Origin of the sequence: Pseudomonas akapageensis (assembly GCF_011355085.1) — a bacterium.
GTDB classification, from domain to species: Bacteria; Pseudomonadota; Gammaproteobacteria; order Pseudomonadales; family Pseudomonadaceae; genus Aquipseudomonas; species Aquipseudomonas akapageensis.
The window spans coordinates 1-20,443 of record NZ_VXCP01000024.1 but is presented as its reverse complement, the minus strand read 5'-3'; the positions used below and the strand labels follow the sequence as shown (position 1 = coordinate 20,443).

Annotated in this window: 18 protein-coding genes; 5 read left to right on the top strand and 13 right to left on the bottom strand. The window is 60.8% G+C overall.

Translation table 11 applies throughout. The features are described from left to right. Window positions 1–49 precede the first annotated feature (49 nt). Genes F2S13_RS16860 through F2S13_RS16835 form a run of 6 tightly spaced genes read right to left on the bottom strand, consistent with a single transcriptional unit; the run spans window position 50 to window position 5,982 of the window. Entirely contained in the window at window positions 50–1,792 is a 1,743-nt protein-coding gene (locus F2S13_RS16860) for an ABC transporter substrate-binding protein (protein ID WP_166362792.1), read from the bottom strand. 47 nt (window positions 1,793–1,839) lie between these two features. Further along, window positions 1,840–2,112 (bottom strand): DUF2160 domain-containing protein, encoded by a 273-nt coding sequence (locus F2S13_RS16855; RefSeq protein WP_166362790.1) that lies wholly within the window; start codon window positions 2,110–2,112, stop codon window positions 1,840–1,842. Between the two features lie 11 nt (window positions 2,113–2,123). Then, the gene (locus F2S13_RS16850; protein ID WP_166362788.1) at window positions 2,124–2,924 is read right to left on the bottom strand and encodes a carbohydrate ABC transporter permease; all 801 of its coding nucleotides are present in this window, start codon (window positions 2,922–2,924) and stop codon (window positions 2,124–2,126) included. Window positions 2,925–2,930: 6 nt separating this feature from the next. Continuing rightward, a complete protein-coding gene (locus F2S13_RS16845; RefSeq protein WP_166362786.1) occupies window positions 2,931–3,794 on the bottom strand; it encodes a carbohydrate ABC transporter permease in 864 nt (287 codons plus the stop codon). Continuing rightward, window positions 3,791–4,888 (bottom strand): ABC transporter ATP-binding protein, encoded by a 1,098-nt coding sequence (locus F2S13_RS16840; protein WP_166362784.1) that lies wholly within the window; start codon window positions 4,886–4,888, stop codon window positions 3,791–3,793. The genes F2S13_RS16845 and F2S13_RS16840 overlap by 4 nt, the downstream gene beginning before the upstream one ends. After that, window positions 4,888–5,982, bottom strand: coding sequence for an ABC transporter ATP-binding protein (locus tag F2S13_RS16835; RefSeq protein WP_166362782.1), 1,095 nt, complete (start codon window positions 5,980–5,982; stop codon window positions 4,888–4,890). Before F2S13_RS16835 ends, F2S13_RS16840 begins: the two co-directional genes overlap by 1 nt. Window positions 5,983–6,264: 282 nt before the next feature. Here F2S13_RS16835 and F2S13_RS16830 point away from each other — a divergent pair, with 282 nt between their 5' ends. Continuing rightward, window positions 6,265–8,088 carry a sigma-54-dependent Fis family transcriptional regulator gene (locus F2S13_RS16830; protein WP_166362780.1) on the top strand — a complete coding sequence of 608 codons (1,824 nt, stop codon included), beginning with the start codon at window positions 6,265–6,267 and terminating at the stop codon, window positions 8,086–8,088. 195 nt (window positions 8,089–8,283) lie between these two features. On the opposite strand, the gene cysS is transcribed toward F2S13_RS16830, so the two are convergent. Together cysS and F2S13_RS16820 are read right to left on the bottom strand one after the other, a co-directional pair. Beyond that, window positions 8,284–9,666, bottom strand: a complete 1,383-nt coding sequence (cysS, locus tag F2S13_RS16825) for a cysteine--tRNA ligase (protein WP_166362778.1) — start codon at window positions 9,664–9,666, stop codon at window positions 8,284–8,286. 9 nt (window positions 9,667–9,675) lie between these two features. Then, complete coding sequence (locus tag F2S13_RS16820; protein ID WP_166362776.1) at window positions 9,676–11,382, bottom strand: glutamine--tRNA ligase/YqeY domain fusion protein; 1,707 nt, start codon at window positions 11,380–11,382, stop codon at window positions 9,676–9,678. A gap of 222 nt (window positions 11,383–11,604) precedes the next feature. On the opposite strand from F2S13_RS16820, the gene F2S13_RS16815 reads away from it, so the two are divergent. Further along, window positions 11,605–12,108: a peptidylprolyl isomerase gene (locus F2S13_RS16815; RefSeq protein ID WP_166362774.1), complete on the top strand. Its 504-nt coding sequence runs from the start codon at window positions 11,605–11,607 to the stop codon at window positions 12,106–12,108. Beyond that, a complete protein-coding gene (locus tag F2S13_RS16810) occupies window positions 12,105–12,833 on the top strand; it encodes a UDP-2,3-diacylglucosamine diphosphatase (protein WP_166362772.1) in 729 nt (242 codons plus the stop codon). Before F2S13_RS16815 ends, F2S13_RS16810 begins: the two co-directional genes overlap by 4 nt. A gap of 107 nt (window positions 12,834–12,940) precedes the next feature. Here F2S13_RS16810 and F2S13_RS16805 read toward each other — a convergent pair whose 3' ends face one another. The 4 genes from F2S13_RS16805 to F2S13_RS16790 all read right to left on the bottom strand — a co-directional run bounded on the left by F2S13_RS16805 (window position 12,941) and on the right by F2S13_RS16790 (window position 16,956). Continuing rightward, window positions 12,941–14,470, bottom strand: a complete 1,530-nt coding sequence (locus F2S13_RS16805; RefSeq protein WP_166362770.1) for a DHA2 family efflux MFS transporter permease subunit — start codon at window positions 14,468–14,470, stop codon at window positions 12,941–12,943. After that, window positions 14,467–15,681, bottom strand: a complete 1,215-nt coding sequence (locus F2S13_RS16800; RefSeq protein WP_166362768.1) for an HlyD/EmrA/EmrK family protein — start codon at window positions 15,679–15,681, stop codon at window positions 14,467–14,469. Before F2S13_RS16800 ends, F2S13_RS16805 begins: the two co-directional genes overlap by 4 nt. 29 nt (window positions 15,682–15,710) lie before the next feature. Then, window positions 15,711–16,190, bottom strand: coding sequence for a MarR family winged helix-turn-helix transcriptional regulator (locus F2S13_RS16795; RefSeq protein ID WP_166362766.1), 480 nt, complete (start codon window positions 16,188–16,190; stop codon window positions 15,711–15,713). A 154-nt stretch (window positions 16,191–16,344) separates the two neighbouring features. Beyond that, window positions 16,345–16,956 (bottom strand): MiaE family protein, encoded by a 612-nt coding sequence (locus F2S13_RS16790; protein ID WP_166362764.1) that lies wholly within the window; start codon window positions 16,954–16,956, stop codon window positions 16,345–16,347. Window positions 16,957–17,118: 162 nt separating this feature from the next. Between F2S13_RS16790 and F2S13_RS16785 the strand changes: the two genes are divergently transcribed. Further along, entirely contained in the window at window positions 17,119–17,973 is an 855-nt protein-coding gene (locus tag F2S13_RS16785) for a universal stress protein (RefSeq protein WP_166362762.1), read from the top strand. Between the two features lie 12 nt (window positions 17,974–17,985). On the opposite strand, the gene F2S13_RS16780 is transcribed toward F2S13_RS16785, so the two are convergent. Next, on the bottom strand, window positions 17,986–18,453 hold the full coding sequence (locus F2S13_RS16780) for a DUF1289 domain-containing protein (RefSeq protein ID WP_166362760.1): 468 nt from the start codon (window positions 18,451–18,453) through the stop codon (window positions 17,986–17,988). Between the two features lie 403 nt (window positions 18,454–18,856). On the opposite strand from F2S13_RS16780, the gene F2S13_RS16775 reads away from it, so the two are divergent. Next, window positions 18,857–20,443, top strand: a 1,587-nt coding sequence (locus F2S13_RS16775) for a bifunctional aconitate hydratase 2/2-methylisocitrate dehydratase (RefSeq protein WP_166362794.1), incomplete at its 3' end; no start/stop codon positions are given.

Sequence of the window (20,443 nt, the reverse complement as noted above, 5' to 3'; positions counted from 1 at the left end):
CAGTTCAGCTTGCCCGCGATGAGGCCCGCCAGGGCCTCCCGCCTCACAGCTATTTCCGCGCCGCCTCCCACGACTTCAAAAGCTCCGCATAACTCACCGTCTCCCCCTTCGGCTTTTCATTGGCCAACTTGGGCTTCGGCGCGCCTGGCTGGTCGAACCAGTACTGGGCATCCCGCTCGGGATTGAGTTTCGGTCCGCAAGTGGCTTGCACCTTGGAGCGCTCCAGCCGTGCCAGAATCGCGTCCTGATCTTTCGCCAGTCCATCGAGCGCCTGCTGCGGGGTCTTCTCGCCACTGGCCACTTCGGCGATATGGCTCCACCACAGCTGCGCCAGGCGCGGATAGTCCGGCACATTGGTACCGGTCGGAGTCCATTGCACCCGGGCCGGGCTGCGGTAGAACTCCACCAGCCCGCCGAGTTTGGGCGCTAGATCGGTCATGGCCTGGGAATTGATATCCGATTCGCGGATCGGCGTCAGGCCGACGATGGTCTTTTTCAGCGATACGGTCTTGGACGTCACGAACTGCGCGTACAGCCAGGCTGCCACGCGCTGTTTCTCTGGCGTCGAATAGAGGAAGGTCCAGGAACCGGCGTCCTGATAGCCCAGTTTCATGCCCTCCTCCCAGTACGGCCCCTTGGGCGAAGGCGCCATCCGCCATTTCGGCGTGCCATCGGCATTCATCACTGCCAAGCCCGGCTTGGTCATGTCGGCGGTAAAAGCGGTATACCAGAAAATCTGCTGGGCAATGTTGCCTTGCGCCGGCACCGGACCCGCTTCGGAGAACGTCATGCCCTGGGCTTCGCGCGGTGCATAGGCGCGCAGCCAGTCGACGTATTTCTGCGTCGCATACACGGCTGCGGGGCCATTGGTATCGCCGCCACGGGTAACGCTGGAACCGACCGGATGGCAATCCTCGACGCGAATACCCCACTCATCGACCGGCAAGCCATTGGGCAAGCCCTTGTCACCGCCACCGGCCATCGAGAACCAGGCATCGGTGAAGCGCCAGCCCAGGGACGGGTCTTTCTTGCCGTAGTCCATGTGCCCATAGACACGCTTGCCATCGATTTCCTTGACGTCCTCGCTGAAGAATTTGGCAATGTCTTCATAGGCCGACCAGTTCACCGGCACGCCCAATTCATAGCCGTAGATTTCCTTGAATTTGGCCTTGAGCTCGGGCCGTTCGAACCAGTCGGCACGGAACCAGTAAAGGTTGGCGAATTGCTGGTCGGGTAACTGGTAGATCTTGCCGTCCGGTGCCGTGGTAAAGGAAATGCCGATGAAGTCCTTGATGTCCAGGGTCGGCAACGTGAAGTCCTTGGCCTCCTTGGCCATCAGTTCGGTGATCGGCTCGGTTTTGCCATAGCGAAAGTGCGTACCGATCAGGTCCGAGTCATTGACCCAGCCGTCATAGATATTCTTGTCCGACTGCATCTGGGTCTGCAGCTTTTCCACCACATCGCCTTCCTGCAGCAGGTCATGGGTCAGCTTGATCCCGGTGATCTCGGTGAACGCCTTGGCCAGCACTTTCGATTCGTATTCATGGGTCGCGATGGTTTCCGAGACCACGTTGATCTTCATGCCGCGAAAAGGCTCCGACGCCTTGATGAACCACTTCAATTCCTCCATCTGCTGTTCCGGCGTCAGGGTCGATGGCTTGAACTCGCTGGCAAGCCATTTCTTGGCTGCCTCCTCGTAAGCATCGGCCCACGCCGTGGCACTCAAACCGCTGAGTACCAGCATGGCCGCCAACGTAATGCTGTGTCGCAGCCTGTTGTTATTGTCGAACATAGTGACCTCCCGTTTGAGTTTCAGATGGGGCCCCACCGGTCGTCCGGTCACCCCCAGCGCAGCACAATCAACAGCCACAACAAAGACAGCAGGGACGCGACCCAGAGGCTCCAGTCGGTGACGCCGATCACCAGCAAATGCACCCAGGCGCTGACCAGCAAGCCAATGAACAGCCGATCGCCCCGCGTGGTCGCAATGGGCAAAAAGCCGCGCCGCTCGATACAGGGCGAATGCAGCTCGGCGAAGGTCATGCCAACCAGCAACAGCGCAATCGCCGTGAAGAAGGCCGCAGTGGGCAAAGTCCAGGCCATCCAGTCCATACGCGCGCTCCTCAGACCCGGCCCAGGGCAAAGCCCTTGGCCACATGGTTACGAACAAACCAGATCACCAGCATGCCCGGGAGAATGGTCAGCACACCGGCAGCCGCCAGCACACCCCAATCGATACCGGAAGCCGAAACGGTGCGCGTCATGACCGCGGCGATCGGCTTGGCATTGACCGAGGTCAGCGTGCGCGCCAGCAGCAATTCCACCCAGGAGAACATGAAGCAGAAGAACGCCGTCACGCCGATACCGGAGCCGATCAAGGGCACGAAAATCCTGATGAAGAATTTCGGGAAGGTGTAACCGTCGATGTAGGCGGTTTCATCGATTTCCTTGGGCACCCCGGACATGAAGCCTTCGAGAATCCACACCGCCAGCGGCACGTTGAACAAACAATGGGCCAACGCCACGGCAATATGGGTATCGAACAGGCCGATCGACGAATACAGCTGAAAGAAGGGCAACAGAAATACCGCCGGTGGCGACATGCGGTTGGTCAACAACCAGAAGAACAGGTGCTTGTCGCCCAGAAACCGGTAGCGGGAAAACGCATAGGCGGCCGGCAAGGCCACGCTCAGGGAAATCACCGTGTTGAGGCTGACGTAATACAACGAATTGATGTAGCCGGTGTACCAGCTCGGGTCGGTGAAAATCACCCGATAGTTGTCCAGGGTGAAATGCCGCGGCCACACCGTCAGGCCACTGAGGATTTCGTTATTGCTCTTGAACGACATGTTCAACAGCCAATAGATCGGCACCAGCAGGAACAGGATGTAGATCAGCAGTGGCACGACTTTGCGCAGGTTCATGGGCCCCTACTCTTTGTCGGCATGGGTCATGGCGGTATAGAACAACCACGACACCAGCAGAATGATCAGGAAATACACCAGGGAGAATGCCGCTGCCGGCCCCAGGTCGAATTGACCGACCGCCATCTTCGTCAGCGTCTGGCTGAGAAAGGTGGTGGCATTGCCCGGCCCGCCACCGGTGAGCACGAACGGCTCGGTGTAAATCATGAAGCTGTCCATGAAGCGCAGCATCACGGCGATCAACAGGACATTCTTCATCTTCGGCAGCTGGATATGCCGGAACACTGCCCAGGCAGACGCCCGATCGATGCGCGCGGCCTGGTAGTACACATCGGGAATCGCACGCAGCCCCGAATAGCACAGCAGCGCCACCAGCGAAGTCCAGTGCCAGACATCCATGACCAGCACCGTCACCCAGGCATCCATGGTGTTGGTCGCGTAGTTGTAGCTGATCCCCAGCCAACTCAGCGTCGCCCCCAGCAAGCCGATGTCGGCGCGCCCGAAGATCTGCCAGATGGTGCCGACCACGTTCCACGGAATCAGCAAGGGGATTGCCAGGACAATCAGGCACAGGGAAGACCAACGCCCCCGGGCCGGCATGGTCAGGGCGATGGCAATACCCAATGGAATTTCGATGAGCAGCACGCAGCCCGAATAGATGAACTGGCGCAGCAGAGAGTCATGCAGGCTCGGGTCCAGCAGCACCTGCCGGTACCAGTCGGCGCCGACGAAATAGCGGCTGGACTGGTCGAAAATGTCCTGCACCGAATAATTGACCACAGTCATCATCGGCACCACCGCACTGAACGCCACCAGCAGGAACACCGGCAGCACCAGCCACCAGGCCTTGTTGTTCGGCACCTTGTTCATGGCGCGACCTCGAGCAGGTAGTCATCGGCGTAGACCATCAGCCATTGCGCCGGAAAACTGATGAAGGCCTGCTCCGCGGGCACCGCCTTGTCTTCGGGCAGGCGCACCTTGAGGAAGGCACCGCCCAACTCCAGGGTCATGATCTTGTAGGTGCCCAGGTCCTCCAGATCCACACGCCTGGCGACCAGCGTCTCATCGAACGGTTCGTCCCAGACGTGAACGAATTCAGGCCGGATGCCGACTTGCAGGCGACGCCAGTTACCTTCGGCGATGCGCTGCTGCATGGCCTCGGGCAACGGCAAATGCACACTGGCAAAGCCGACGCCACCGGGCTGCGGTGCAACATCGATCAGGTTCATGCCCGGGCTGCCGATGAAGTACCCCACGAACGTGTGCCGCGGACGCTCGAACAGTTCACGCGGGGTGCCGAACTGGACAATCTGTCCGCCGTACATCACGGCGATCTTGTCGGCGAAGGTCGAGGCTTCCAGCTGGTCGTGGGTGACGTAGACCATGGTGATGTTGAACTGCTCGTGGATCTGCTTGAGCTTGCGCCGCAGCTTCCACTTCAGGTGCGGGTCGATAACCGTCAGCGGCTCATCGAACAGGATCGCCGACACATCGTCGCGTACCAGGCCACGGCCCATGGAGACCTTCTGTTTTTCGTCGGCACTGAGGTTGCGCGCTTTTTTGTGCAGCATCGCGCTCAGCTCGAGGACCTCGGCGATCTCCTTGACCTTGCTCTGCACCCGCGCCTCGCTCAAACCCTGGTTGCGCAGCGGAAAGGCCAGGTTGTCGAACACCGTCATGGTGTCGTAGACCACCGGGAACTGGAACACCTGGGCAATGTTGCGTTTTTCCGGAGTCAGTTCGTTGACTTCCTTGCCATCGAACAGCACCTTGCCCCGGGAGGGGCTGAGCAGGCCCGAGATGATGTTGAGCAAGGTCGACTTGCCACAGCCCGAAGGCCCGAGCAAGGCATAGGCACCGCCCTGCTCCCAGACATGATTCATCTCGCGAATGGCGTAGTCGTCGTCCCCTGTCGGCACCTTGAGGTAACTATGGGCCAGCTGCTGCAAGCGAATCTCGGCCATCAGGCAACCCTCGCCGCGCGCACGCCCGGCGCCTGGATCAAGCGACCGGCCGGCTCGAAGACAAAGAGTTTATGGGTCGGGATATAGACCCGGATGGGCGCATCGACGGCGTACTCATGCACACCCGGCAGATGCAGGATCAACTGGAAATATTCGTTGCGCACATGCAGGAAGGTTTCAGAACCGCTGATTTCCGCCAGCTCCACGGTCACGGCCAGCTCCAGATCATCGTCGTTGGAAGGCACCAGGCTGATGTGGCTGGGACGCACGCCGAAGCGGTACTCGCCATCGCCGACATGGCGCAGATCGACATTCAGGGCAAAATGGACAGCGTTGGCGAAGCTCACTTCGTTGCCGACGATGCGTCCCGGCATCAGGTTGATCGGCGGCTCGGAAAACAGCTCGGCGGCTAGCACGGTCTGCGGCTGGTGATAGACCTGCGGCGTGTCGCCACTCTGGATGATCCGGCCTTCGTGGAGGATGGTGGTGGTGCCGCCGAGTGCCAGGGCTTCGTTGGGCTCGGTGGTGGCATACACGGCAATGGTGTGGCGGGCGGCGAACAGCTCGCGCATTTCCTGGCGCAATTCTTCGCGCAGTTTGTAATCGAGATTCACCAACGGTTCATCGAACAGGATCAGCTCGGCATCCTTGACCAGCGCCCGGGCCATGGCCGTACGCTGCTGTTGCCCGCCGGACAATTCGAGCGGGTAACGCTGCAGATAGCGTTCGATGCGCAACATCTGCGCGGTATCGACGACCTTGCGCTGAATTTCGTCGTTTGCCACACCGGCCTGACGCAAGGGCGAAGCGATGTTCTCGAACACCGTAAGGGTCGGGTAATTGATGAATTGCTGATAGACCATCGAAACATTGCGCAGGCGCACCGGACGCTGGGTCACGTCCACTCCATTCATCAGCACCCGGCCACTGTCGGGGCGATCCAGCCCGGCCATCAAGCGCATGAGGCTGGTCTTGCCGGCCAGCGTACGCCCCAGCAGCACGTTGAACGATCCGGGCTCGAAGCTCAGACAGGCATCATCGATACATACCTGCTTGTCGACGGTGCGACAGACATGCTCCAGCGTCAGCGACATGGCCTGGCCTTGTAATGATGGGCGCGTGCCTGCTTGGAGCCATATTCGTGCCAGACGGTCCCGGGCATCATCCAGGTTGAGCCAAGCCCTTGTTAGTTTGTGATTTTCTACAAAACCCGGGACATCAGCCGTTTCGACAGTGAACACAAATGAACACCTCGCACTGAACAATTGAACACTTGGCACATTGACATTGCACAATGCTGATCAACACTGGATGAACGCTATCGGCCTGTCAGGGCCGAATAAAAAGAACAACAAGGCCCCTGCAGGGACACGTTCATGTCCGTACCCGGCACCACGCTTGCCCATGACACCCTGGTCCAGGCTTCCTGGGCGCGCTGCCACGCCTTTGGCCTGAACCACCAGTCCCCGCCGGATTTTGGCGATCTTTCGCCCGAACAGGTCCGACAGTTGCAGGACAGCCAGCAAGCCCTGTTGCAGACCACCCATCAAGAAGTCCTGCCCTACTACGAGAACATTCTTGGCAACTCCAATTGCCTGATCCTGCTGGCCGATGCCCAGGGCCATCTGCTCAAGTCCTGGGGCAACCAGCGCTTTGTCGACCCCAGGCTCAGCCAGGGTTTCGTCGTCGGCGCCTGCTGGCAGGAACAGCGTGCTGGCACCAATGCCATCGGCACCGCCCTGGCCAGCGGACAAGCCGTGCATATCGAGCATGACGAGCATTTCCTCAAGGCCAACCGTTTCATGACCGGCTCCGCTTCACCGATCTTCGATGCCGAGCGGCGAATGGTCGCCGTGCTCGATGTTTCCAGCGATAGCTACCTGCCGCCCTCGCATACCCTGGGGATGGTCCGCATGATGAGCCAGACGGTCGAGAACCGCCTGATCCTGGCCTGTCATGCCCACAGGCACTTCCAATTGACCTTCAACACCGGCGTGAACAACCTCGACAGTCAGTGGGCCGGCCTGCTGATCTTCGATGAACAGGGCAATATCCTTGCGGCCAACCGTCGTGCCGACAGCCTGCTGGGAAGCAATCCTCTGCACGCCAATCTGGAAGCCCTGTTCAAGACCTCGATGACAAACGTGCTGAGTCAGTCCGAGAGCGGGCCTTTTTCCCTTCAGGCCGCGGAACGAAACCGCTTTCAGTGCCTGCTCAAGCGCCCCACCCAACCTCGACCGGCAACGCCAGCGCCATCGTCATGCACCGACCAGAGTGCCGCCCTGCTGGGCGACCCAAGACTCGAGAAAGCCTTGCTCCAGGGTCTGCGCGGACTGGAGAAAAATATTCCCCTGCTGATCCGGGGCGAAACCGGCGTCGGCAAGGAAGTTTTCGTCAAGGCGCTGCACCGGGCCAGCAGCCGCGCCAACCGGCCGCTGGTCGCGGTCAATTGCGCAGCGATTCCGGCCGAACTGGTGGAGTCCGAATTATTTGGCTACGAAAAAGGCGCCTTTACCGGTGCCCATCACAAAGGCAATCCCGGGCTGATCCGCAAGGCCGATCACGGCATCCTGTTTCTCGACGAGATCGGTGACATGCCGCTGCCGACCCAGGCCCGCCTGTTGCGCTTCCTGCAAGAGCGCAGCATCCAGCCCCTGGGCAGCGGGGACGCAATCATGGTCGATATCAGGGTCATCTCCGCCACCAACCATGACCTGCGTACCCAGGTGCATGCCCGGCAGTTCCGCGAGGACCTCTATTACCGCATCGGCGGCCTGACCCTGGAACTGCCGCCACTGCGCGAACGCAGTGACCGCCGCGCCCTGATCGAACACATCTGGGCGCTGCATCGCGAACCTGAACAGAGCGCCGGCTTCACCGACAAAGTCCTCGAACTGTTCATGCGCCACGCCTGGCCGGGCAATGTGCGCCAATTGAGCAGCGTGATCCAGGTGGCGCTGATCATGGCCCAGGACCAGACCATTGGCGTGGAGCACCTGCCCGAGACTTTTTTCAGTGATTTGCAGGATGAGCTGGTGCTGGCTTCCAGTGACAGTTTTGAAGCGCAGGTGCCTGTGGATGAGAGCAGCGATCTGGTTCGGTTGTTGCGAGAGGCTGATGGGAATATTTCGCAGCTGGCCAGGCGGTTGGGGGTTAGTCGTAATACCTTGTACAAGCGGTTGCGGGCTCTGGGGCTGTAACGCTGGAGCGCACACACTGTAGCCGCTGCCGCAGGCTGCGCTCGCCTGCAAAGCAGGCGCAGGATCTCAAGATCGCCAAGGGAGCCCCTGCGGGACTCCAGCGCAGCCTGCGGCAGCGGCTACAAAGTTAGCGGCGCTCAAGACACACCCACAAAAAAAGCCGCTTACGCGGCTTTTCTCGTTCAAACAGCCAGGTCAGTCAGCCAGACGCCAGGTAGTCCCACCCTTGCCATCCTCCAGCACGACACCCATCGCCGTCAGCTGATCACGAATCCGATCGGATTCAGCCCAATCCTTGCCCGCCCGTGCCGCCAGACGCGCCTGGATCAGTGCCTCGACTTCAGCCGCATCGACCCGACCTTCAGCACCCGCGCGCAGGAAGTCATCGGCTTCGAGCTGCAGCACACCGAGCAAGCCACCCAGTTCACGCAAGCGCGCCGCCAGGCCCGCCGCCGCATCCACGTCGGACTCGCGCAGACGGTTGATCTCGCGCACCAGGTCGAACAACACCGCACAGGCTTCTGGCGTACCGAAATCGTCGTTCATCGCCTCGGCAAAGCGCGCCACATAGGCCTCACCACCGGCCGGAGCAACCACCGGCAAGCCTTTCAAGGCGTGATAGAAGCGCTCCAGCGCCCCTTTCGATTCCTTGAGGCTGTCTTCGGAATAGTTGATCGAACTGCGGTAATGGCTGGACACCAGCAGATAGCGCACGACTTCCGGGTGGTACTTGTCGAGCACGTCGCGAATGGTGAAGAAGTTGTTCAAGGACTTGGACATCTTCTCGCCGTTGATGCGAATCATCCCGCAGTGCATCCAGGCATTGGCGTAAGGCTTGCCGGTGGCTGCCTCGCTCTGGGCGATTTCGTTCTCGTGGTGCGGGAACTCGAGATCGTTGCCGCCCCCGTGGATGTCGAAGGTGTCACCCAGGCAGCAGGTCGACATCACCGAGCACTCGATGTGCCAGCCCGGACGACCCGGGCCCCATGGCGATTCCCAGCTCGGTTCGCCCGGCTTGACGCCTTTCCACAGGACGAAGTCCAGCGGGTCCTGCTTGGCTTCGTCGACTTCGATGCGGGCACCGATGCGCAGGTCTTCGATCTTCTTGCGCGACAGCTTGCCGTAGCCGACGAACTTGCCGACCCGGTAGTAGACGTCGCCATTACCTGGCGCGTAGGCGTAGCCCTTGTCGATCAGGGCCTGGATCATGGCGTGCATGCCCGGGATGTGGTCGGTGGCACGCGGCTCCATGTCCGGCTTGAGGATGTTCAGCCGTGCTTCGTCCTCGTGCATCGCCGCGATCATGCGTTCGGTCAGTACGTCGAACGGCTCGCCGTTTTCCCGCGCGCGGTTGATGATCTTGTCGTCGATGTCGGTGATATTGCGCACATAGGTCAGGTCATAGCCGCTGTAACGCAACCAGCGGGTGACCAGGTCAAAGGCCACCATGCTGCGGCCGTGGCCCAGGTGGCAGAAGTCGTACACGGTCATGCCGCACACGTACATCCGCACCTTGTTGCCATCGAGCGGCTTGAAGACTTCTTTGCTCTTGGTGAGCGTGTTGTAGATCGTCAGCACAGTGTTTCCTCAGCTCCACGAGTCGCGCAGGGTCACGGTGCGGTTGAACACCGGACGGCCTGGTTGGGAATCCTTCAGGTCGGCGCAGAAGTAGCCTTCGCGCTCGAACTGGAAGCGGTCTTCGGCCTGGGCCTGGCCCAGCGAAGGCTCGGCGCGGCAGCCGGTGAGTACCTGCAGCGAATCGGGGTTGATGTTGTCCAGGAAGCTGGCGCCTTCTTCGGCTTTTTCCGGGCTCGGCGAGCGGAACAGACGGTCGTACAGGCGCACTTCGCACTCTACGCTGGTAGAGGCCGGTACCCAGTGGATCACGCCCTTGACCTTGCGCCCTTCCGGGTTCTTGCCCAGGGTGTCCGGGTCGTACGAGCAACGCAGCTCGACGATGTTGCCGTCGGCATCCTTGATCGCCTCGTCGGCGCGGATCACGTAGCTGCCGCGCAGGCGCACTTCACCGGCCGGCTCCAGGCGCTTGTAGCCTTTTGGCGGTTCTTCCATGAAGTCGTCGCGGTCGATGTAGAGCTCACGCTCGAACGGCAGCACGCGCACGCCCATGTCTTCCTTCGGGTGGCACGCCAGCTCGAGGTTCTCGACCTTGCCTTCCGGGTAATTGGTGATGACGACTTTCAGCGGGCGCAGCACGCACATGGCACGCGGTGCGGTGCGGTCCAGGTGGTCGCGGATGCTGAATTCGAGCATGGCCACGTCAACCAGGCCGTCGGAGCGGTTGGTGCCGATCATTTCGCAGAAATTGCGGATGGACTCAGGCGTGTAACCGCGGCGACGGTAGCCGGAAAGGGTCGACATGCGCGGGTCGTCCCAGCCCTGTACGTGCTGCTCGTCGACCAGTTGCTTGAGCTTGCGCTTGCTGGTCACCGTGTAGCTCAGGTTCAGGCGGCTGAACTCGTACTGGCGCGGCTTGGCCGGCACCGACAGGTTGTCCAGGAACCACTCGTAGAGCGGGCGATGGCCTTCGAACTCCAGGGTGCAGATGGAGTGGGTGATGCCTTCGATGGCATCGGACTGGCCGTGGGTGAAGTCGTAGTTGGGGTAGATGCACCAGGTGTCGCCGGTCTGGTGGTGATGGGCATGACGAATGCGGTACAGGATCGGGTCGCGCATGTTCATGTTCGGCGAGGCCATGTCGATCTTGGCGCGCAATACACGCTCGCCGTCCTTGAACTCGCCGGCCTTCATGCGGGCGAACAGGTCCAGGTTCTCTTCGATCGAACGGTCGCGGAACGGACTGTTCTTGCCAGGCTCGGTCAGGTTGCCACGGTATTGGCGGGCCTGCTCCGGGGTCAGGTCGCAGACATAGGCCAGGCCCTTCTTGATCAGCTCCACTGCCCAGTCGTGCAACTGGTCGAAATACTGCGAGGCATAACGCACCTCGCCGGCCCAGTCGAAGCCCAGCCATTTGACGTCGTTCTGGATGGCGTCGATGTACTCCTGGTCTTCCTTGGCCGGGTTGGTGTCGTCGAAACGCAAGTGACAGACACCGCCGAATTCCTTGGCCAGACCGAAGTTCACACAGATCGACTTGGCGTGACCGATGTGCAGGTAGCCGTTGGGCTCAGGCGGAAAACGGGTGACGATGCTGCTGTGCTTGCCCGAGTCCAGGTCGGCCTGCACGATCGGGCGCAGGAAGTTGGTGGGAACGACCGGGGCGCCTTTTGCATTGGCGGCGGCGTTGGCAGCGGTGTCGGCAGTGGGCTTGCTCATAGGATCCTTGGATTCTGGTACACGGCCAGGGTAGGCCGACTAAATCAAAGCGCCTATCATAGCCGAAGCTGTCAAGCCGCCGACAGGCCACGGCCGACAAACTGGCAGGTTTATCCGCTGACATGCAAAAAAACAGCCGCGAATTGCGTATCGCCGCCTGTAAACTGAGCGTCTGGGTTATATCCCACGCACCGAATTCTCTAAAAAAGAGCGACTCATAAAATGTCCAAAGTAAAACTGACTACCAACTTCGGCGACATCGTCCTGGAACTGAACGCTGATAAAGCCCCGCTGACCGTGGCCAACTTCATCGAATACGTTAAGGCCGGCCACTACGAAAACACCGTTTTCCACCGCGTCATCGGCAACTTCATGATCCAGGGCGGCGGTTTCGAACCGGGCATGAAAGAGAAGAAAGACAAGCGCCCAAGCATCCAGAACGAAGCCGACAACGGCCTGTCCAACGAGAAATACACCGTTGCCATGGCCCGCACCATGGAACCGCATTCGGCTTCGGCACAGTTCTTCATCAACGTCGCCGATAACAGCTTCCTCAACCACAGCGCCAAGACCGTCCAGGGCTGGGGCTATGCCGTGTTCGGCAAAGTGGTCGAAGGCTCCGATGTAGTCGACAAGATAAAGGGCGTCGCCACCACCATGAAGGCCGGCCACCAGGACGTGCCCGCAGAAGACGTGATCATCGAGAAAGCCGAGATCGTTGAGTGATACTGCTGATCTCCGATCTTCACCTGCAAGAAGAACGCCCGGATATTACCCGGGCGTTTCTTGATCTACTCGCCGGGCGTGCGCGCTCGGCCGAGTCGTTGTACATCCTGGGCGACTTCTTCGAAGCCTGGATCGGCGACGACGCCATGACGCCCTACCAGGCGTCGATCTGCAAGGCGTTGCGCGAACTCAGTGACAGCGGCACCCGAATTTTCCTGATGCACGGCAATCGCGACTTCCTGCTCGGCAAGGCCTTCTGCAAGGCAGCTGGCTGTACGCTGCTGAAGGATCCCTGCCGGATCGAACTCAATAACGAACCCGTGCTGCTGATGCATGGCGACAGCCTGTGCACCCGCGATGAAGCCTATATGCGCTTGCGTCGTTACCTGCGCAACCCGATCAGCCTGTGGATCCTGCGGCACTTGCCACTGGGGACGCGTCAGCGCCTGGCGCGCAAGCTGCGCAGTGAAAGCCGTGCGCAGACCCGGATGAAAGCCAACGACATCGTCGACGTAACCCCGGAAGAAATTCCGCGGATCATGCAGGAATACGGTGTGCGCACTTTGATCCATGGCCATACCCATCGGCCGGCGATTCACAAGCTGCAGGTGGGGAACGAGGCGGCCCGGCGCATTGTGCTGGGCGATTGGGACCGCCAGGGCTGGGCGTTGCAGGTGGATGAGCAGGGGTTTGCGCTGGCGGCGTTTGATTTTCCGGCCCGTTGACTGAAGGTCCTGCGGACCTTATCGCTGGCAAGCCAGCTCCCACAGGGTCCGGCGGTGCACATCCCCTGTGGGAGCGGGCTTGCCCGCGATCGAGCGCACAGCGCTCGCTAATGCCCCGCCGCCCCCGGCCCCGCCTTCGCCGCAAACGGCGGCTTGGCCAGCCACACCAAAAGAATCAGTCCCGCAAAAATCCAGCCCATCAACGTGAAGTAATCCACCGTCGACATCATGTACGCCTGACTGGTCAGCGTATGCTCCAGCTGGGCATAGGACTGCGCATTGGCCCCACCCAACTGGTTCAAGGCTTCACGGGTCGCAGGCTCGTAGGTGCTGATGCTTTCGCTCAAGTAGGCATGGTGCTGGTCGGCGCGGCGAATCCAGATCCAGGTGGTCAGGGACGCGGCAAAGCTGCCACCCAGGGTGCGCAGGAAAGTCGCCAGACCAGAGCCGTCGGCAATCTGCTGCGGCGGCAGGTCCGATAGCAGAATGCTCAAGGTCGGCATGAAGAACAGCGCCACGCCGATCCCCATGAACAGCTGCACCAGCGCAATATGCTGGTAGTCCACCTCATTGGTGAACCCGGCGCGCATGAAGCAGCTCAGGCCCATCGCCAGGAATGACACCGCCGCCAGCAGCCGCAGGTCGAACTTGTGCGCGTAACGTCCGACAAAGGGCGAGAGCAGCACCGGCAGGATACCCAGTGGCGCCGCCGCCAGCCCCGCCCAGGTAGCGGTGTAGCCCATCTGGGTCTGCAGCCATTGAGGCAGGATCAGGTTGATCCCGAAAAAGCACGCATAGCCACCGACCAGCACGATAGTGCCGATGCGGAAATTACGGTGCACGAACAGGCGCAGGTTCACCACCGGGTGCTTGTCGGTCAGCTCCCAGATGACGAAGATCGCCAGAAACACCACTGAAATGGCCGTGCCGACCTGAATGAAACTGGACTCGAACCAGTCCAGGTCATTGCCCTTGTCGAGCACGATCTGCAGCGCCCCCACACCAATGATCAGTGCCAGCAGGCCGATATAGTCCATCGGCTGGCGGCTGGTACTCACCGGACGGGTACGCATCTGTTGACGCACCACCCAGGCGGCGAACACACCAATAGGCACGTTGATGAAGAAGATCCACGGCCAGCTGTAACTGTCGGTGATCCAGCCGCCCATGATGGGCCCGGCAATCGGCGCCACCACCGTGACCATGGCCAGCAGCGCCAGGGCCATCCCCCGCTTCGCCGGCGGGTAGACCGCGATCAGCAGAGTCTGGGTCATCGGGTACAAGGGACCTGCCACCAACCCTTGCAATACCCGGAAACCGACCAGTTCAGGCATGGACTGGGAAACGCCACAGAGAAACGAAGCCAGCACGAACAACAGCGTGGCCCAGATGAACAGCTTGACCTCACCGAAGCGGCGACTCAGCCAACCGGTCAGCGGCAAGGCGATGGCATTGCTCACCGCAAACGAGGTGATGACCCAGGTGCCCTGCTCGGAACTGACCCCCAGGTTGCCGGAAATCGTCGGCAAGGCCACGTTGGCAATGGTGGTGTCGAGCACCTGCATGAAGGTGGCCAGCGACAAGCCGATCGTCGTGAGCAACAGGCTGGGCGGCGTAAAGGATGCCTTGGCATTCATCGCAGAGCGGTCTTGCCGGTGCCGACGCTGTTGTCGTGGATCAACCGGGCGATCATGTCATCGGCTTCGAGCAGCTGCCGGTCATAGACGTTGGTCTCGAACGACGCTTTCTGCGGTGGCAGCTGGGCCAGCACCGGTCCGCTCTGGTCGTGCAGATCGACGTCGACCTGGGTCGACAGACCGATGCGCAAGGGGTGCTCGGCCAGCTGCTGGGCATTGATATGTATGCGTACTGGCACCCGCTGGACGATCTTGATCCAGTTGCCGGTAGCGTTCTGCGCCGGCAGCAGGGCGAAGGCACTGCCGGTGCCGGCGCCGAGGCTGTCGATGGTACCGCTGTACTTGACTGAACTGCCGTAGAGGTCGGCGACGATGTCCACCGGCTGGCCGATGCGCATGTGGCGCAGCTGGGTTTCCTTGAAGTTGGCGTCGATCCACAGCTGATCCAGCGGGATCACCGCCATGGTCGCGGTGCCGGGCTGGATGCGCTGGCCCAATTGCACGGTACGCTTGGCAACATACCCGGTAACCGGGGCGATCAGCGTAGTGCGGGCATTGGCCAGGTAGGCCTGGCGCAACTGCGCGGCGGCGGCCTTGACCTCGGGGTGGGACGAAACCACGGTATCGTCCACAAGCGCCGAAGTGGTGCTGAGCTGTTGCTGTGCGCTGTTCAGGGCACTCTGGGCACTGGCCAGGCTGTCACGGGCGTGGGACATCTCTTCCTGGGAGATGGCCCCGTTGGCGGCCAGGGTCTTGCGTCGATTGAAGTTGTCCTGGGCAGTCTGCAGTTCAGCCTTGCGCACCGAAACCTGGGCCTTCATGCCATCGACGTTGCTGTACAGCCCACGCACCTGACGTACCGCCCGCGCCAGATTGGCCTCGGCACTTTGCAGGCCGACCTGGGCATCGCTGGGGTCGAATTCGAGCAGCACCTGGCCTTCATGCACCAGATCGCCATCATCGGCTCCGATGCTGACCACGGTCCCGGTCACCAACGGCGTGATTTCCACCACGTTGCCGTTCACATAGGCATCGTCGGTGCTTTCATTCCAGCGGCCGTACAGTTCATGCCAGGCCAAGACACCGGCACCCAGCAGCACCACCAGTACCAGCAAGGCCAGCAGCCACACTTTGCGCTTGCGCTGATTGCCGGCGTCTTCGGTCGTTTCGGTGCTTTCGGTGGGAATGGCGTTGGGAGTGGCAGTAGACATGACAGATTCCTTCTTTATAACTCAGTCGCTCAAGCGTTCTTTTCACGGACCCGCAACGCGGTCAGCTCATCGCCCGCAGCCAGCAATACCTTGGTCAGCATGTGCTCCAGGCTGGCCAACTCGCCGGGGGTGAGCACGCCCAGCAGCTCGTTCATTGCATCAGACCCCACATGGGGCAATTGATCGGCAAGTTTCTGACCTGACTCGGTCAAGCCCAGGCGCACCTGACGACGGTCGTCCGGGCAACGACGCCGGGCAATCAAGCCCTTCTGCTCCAGGCGATCGAGCATCCGCGTCATCGAGCCACTGTCCAGCGACAGGTAGCGGCACAGCTCGGCCGGCGTGTCGATGGCGTACTGGGCCATGATGATCAGCACCTTGAACTGCGCAGAGGTAATGCCCAGTGCATCCAGATGCCCGTCGAGAATGCGGTCCTTGACCACGGCGGCGCGCCCGAGCAAGAGACCGATGGTGCAGTTCTGGAAGTTTTCCGGTGTGAAATGTTTCATCGCTGGGCAAAAGCCTGCTTAAGCAGTTAATTTAACAAAATGTTACTGCTTAGGCAGCGAATGTCAATGCATTTAGTAGCTTGCTAATTATTTGAGCACTAAAAAGCCGCACCGCCTGTCAGACAGGCGGCGAATGATTGAAGGGACAGGAGGCTCAGGCGGCGACAGGAACGCCGCTGTGGAAACGGAATTCTTCGTCCGGCGATTCGATCAACTCGCGCTCGACCTCGCGGATTTCCTCGACCTTGGCATCGATATCGGCCTGATCGCCGTACAGATACGCCAGTTTCAGGTAATCCTGGAAATGCCGGGCCTCGGACTTGAGCAGACCGCTGTAGAACTTGGCCAGGTCCTCATCCAGGTGGGGTACCAGGGCGGCGAACCGCTCGCAGGAGCGCGCCTCGACGAATGCCCCGACCACTAGCGCATCGGTCAGCCGGTACGGGTTGTGATTGCGTACGCATTTGCGCAAGGCCCCGGCGTAGCGCGCCGAACCGACGTTGGCCATGGGGATGCCGCGTTTCTTGATGATCCCCAGTACCTGCTCGAAATGGCGCAGTTCTTCCCGGGCCAGGCGCGACATCTTGTTCAGCAGGTCGGGCTTGTCGTTGTACTGGAACATGAACTGGAACGCCGCCCCCGCCGCCTTCTTCTCGTTGTTGGCATGGTCGATCAGAAGAATGTCGAGGTTGCGCAAAGCCGCCTGGACCCAGGCGTCGGGCGTGCGGCAGAGCAGGAAGGATTCGATTTCAGGGATCAGTTGCATAGACTCACAAGCATGGCTGGGGCGCCGGACGGCGCGACAAGGCGGCCGATTATACCGGCCCCCGCCTCCACCGCCAGCCGCTATGCTTGATAGGGATCAAGACTGCATTCATCGGGGGATGACGTTAACTGGCATTTTGCCACGTTTAGGGAGATCACGATCATGCAAGATGTCAAAACCATTTTGGTGATACTCGACCCCGAGCACACCCATGGCCTGGCACTCAACCGGGCGAAACTGATCGCCAAAGCCACCCAGGCCCGCCTGCACCTGCTGATGTGCGACAAGACCCAGGACCACAGCGCACAGCTCGCCTTCCTGAAAAACGAAATGCTCGACGATGGCTACGACGCCACGGTCGAGCAGTCCTGGCACCACTCCCTGGTCGAAACCGTGGTCACCGTGCAACAGGCCGAAGGCTGCGAACTGGTGATCAAGCAGCATCGCCCCGACAGCCCGCTGAAAAAGGCCTTGCTCACGCCGGACGACTGGAAGCTGCTGCGCAAATGCCCCTGCGCCGTGCTGATGGTCAAGACCGACAAGCCCTGGACTGGCGGCGTGATCCTGGCCTGTGTGGATGTCGGCAACAATGATGAAGAACACCGCCACCTGCATGCCAATATCATTGACCATGGTTACGACATCGCCAGCCTGGCGAAGGCCGAACTCCATGTGATCAGCGCGCACCCCTCGCCGATGCTGTCAGCCGCGGACCCCGTGTATCAACTCAAGGAGACCATCGAAGCGCGCTATCGGGAACAGTGCCAGGCGTTCCAGGCCGAATTCGACGTGGATGACGCTCATTTGCACATTGCCGAAGGGCCGGCGGACGTGTTGATTCCCTTCACCGCACACAAGTTGGGCACTGCCGTGACGGTGATCGGAACCGTGGCGCGCAGGGGCATATCAGGCGCCCTGATCGGCAATACCGCCGAAGTGGTGCTCGATCAGTTGGAGAGTGATGTGCTGGTGCTCAAGACCCAGGAGATCATTGATCATCTGGTGTGCCGGCGATGAGGCCGTGAAGGCCTACCCCAAGGCATCCTGCAAAAACCCCGGCGCGATATACCGCTGATAATGCGCCTCCGACAGCAGGAAAAATTCCCGATCAATGGCATCACGCAACTGCGGCAATTCCCAGTCGCGAAACTCCGGCAGCAGCACCATGCCGTAGGCCTCGAGCTGGTTGATCACCCGCGCCCCCCGGGCAATCAACTGGTAGGCCCAGCAATATTCCGACTGATGGGGCACGAAGCGGATCTGGCGTTGTTCGAGCTGCTGGCGCAGTTTCGCAGGGTCGAACACTTCAAGCTTGGCCGCCATCACCTGCACCAGCAATTGCTCCAGGCGCAACCACACCGCACGCTTTTCATCCTCGTTGTAGCCGTTCCAGTTGATCACTTCGTGGTGAAAGCGCTTGCAACCACGGCACACAAGATCCCCGTACACGGTGGAACAAAGGCCGACACACGGCGTTTTGATGGATTGGTTGGACATGAGAAAAGGTGCTGAGCGATGGTACAAGCGCCCATGTTAGCCCTTTGTCTAACGAGGGTCACGCCAGAAGTCTGCCCAGGCAACTTACCTTTATCGAGTTTTTACCGTAGAATCATGCAGCCTTTTTAGGCGCCAAATGTCCGTTGGAAGCTGTTTTCAAAGCGTCACGAAGCACAGTTGATCCAGCAGAACGGTGTTGGCCCGGGAGATTCCCCCTCGAATGTCCCGAGCCAGCCCTCATCAGCCTTCCGTTCTGCAGGCGTAAAACTTTGAAAGCAGCTTCTGTAAGGATTTCCTGTAACCCTGGCTAAGCGGCCCAAAAAGCCACGCAGCGCATGGGTACTTGAATTTCTGGATGAGCGTCCCGGAAACCCATTTGGGACCACTGATGAGGGTAATAACTGTGCTTGAAGCCTACCGCAAACACATCGAAGAGCGTGCCGCCCTGGGTATCGTGCCCCAGCCGCTGAACGCCGAACAAACAGCCGGCCTGGTCGAGCTGCTGAAGAATCCTCCTGCTGGCGAAGAAGCCGTCCTCGTCGACCTGATCACCAACCGCGTTCCACCAGGAGTGGACGAAGCCGCCTACGTCAAGGCCGGTTTCCTGTCCGCCGTGGCCAAAGGTGAAGCCAAGTCCCCACTGATCGATAAAAAGCGCGCCGTTGAGCTGCTGGGCACCATGCAAGGCGGTTACAACATCGCCACCCTGGTCTCGCTGCTGGACGACGCCGAGCTGGCACCTGTTGCCGCCGAACAGCTCAAGCACACCCTGCTGATGTTCGATGCGTTCCACGACGTGGCCGAGAAAGCCAAGGCCGGCAATGTCAACGCCAAGGCCGTGCTGCAATCCTGGGCCGACGGCGAGTGGTTCAAGAACCGCCCGACCCTGGCCGACAAGATCAGCCTGCGCGTGTTCAAGGTCACCGGCGAAACCAACACCGACGACCTGTCCCCTGCCCCGGACGCCTGGTCGCGCCCTGATATCCCGCTGCACGCCCTGGCCATGCTGAAAATGGCCCGTGACGGCATCGTGCCGGACGAGCAAGGCGTCACCGGCCCGATGAAGCAGATCGAAGAAATGCGCGGCCAGGGCTTCCCTATCGCCTACGTCGGTGACGTGGTCGGTACCGGTTCCTCGCGTAAATCGGCCACCAACTCGGTACTGTGGTTCTTCGGCGACGACATTCCGTACGTGCCGAACAAGCGCGCCGGCGGTTTCTGCTTCGGCTCCAAGATCGCCCCGATCTTCTACAACACCATGGAAGACGCCGGCGCCCTGCCGATCGAATTCGATGTGTCGAACATGCACATGGGCGACGTGATCGACCTGTACCCGCACGCCGGCAAGGTCTGCAAGCACGGTACCGACGAAGTCATCACCACCTTCGAAATGAAGACCCCGGTTCTGCTGGACGAAGTCCGCGCCGGTGGCCGTATTCCGCTGATCGTCGGCCGTGGCCTGACCGAGAAGGCGCGCGCCGAGCTGGGCCTGGGCCCAACCGACCTGTTCAAGCTGCCTGAAGCCCCGGTCGACACCGGCAAGGGCTACACCCTGGCACAGAAAATGGTCGGCAAGGCCTGCGGCCTGCCAGTTGGCAAGGGCGTACGCCCTGGCACCTACTGCGAACCGAAGATGACCACCGTCGGCTCCCAGGACACCACTGGCCCGATGACCCGTGACGAGCTGAAAGACCTGGCCTGCCTGGGCTTCTCCGCCGACCTGGTCATGCAGTCGTTCTGCCACACCGCGGCCTATCCGAAGCCGATCGACGTCACCACCCACCACACCCTGCCGGATTTCATCCGCACCCGTGGCGGCGTGTCCCTGCGTCCAGGCGACGGCATCATCCACAGCTGGCTGAACCGCATGCTGCTGCCGGACACCGTCGGCACCGGCGGCGACTCGCACACCCGTTTCCCGATCGGCATCTCCTTCCCGGCCGGTTCCGGCCTGGTCGCCTTCGCCGCAGCCACTGGCGTCATGCCACTG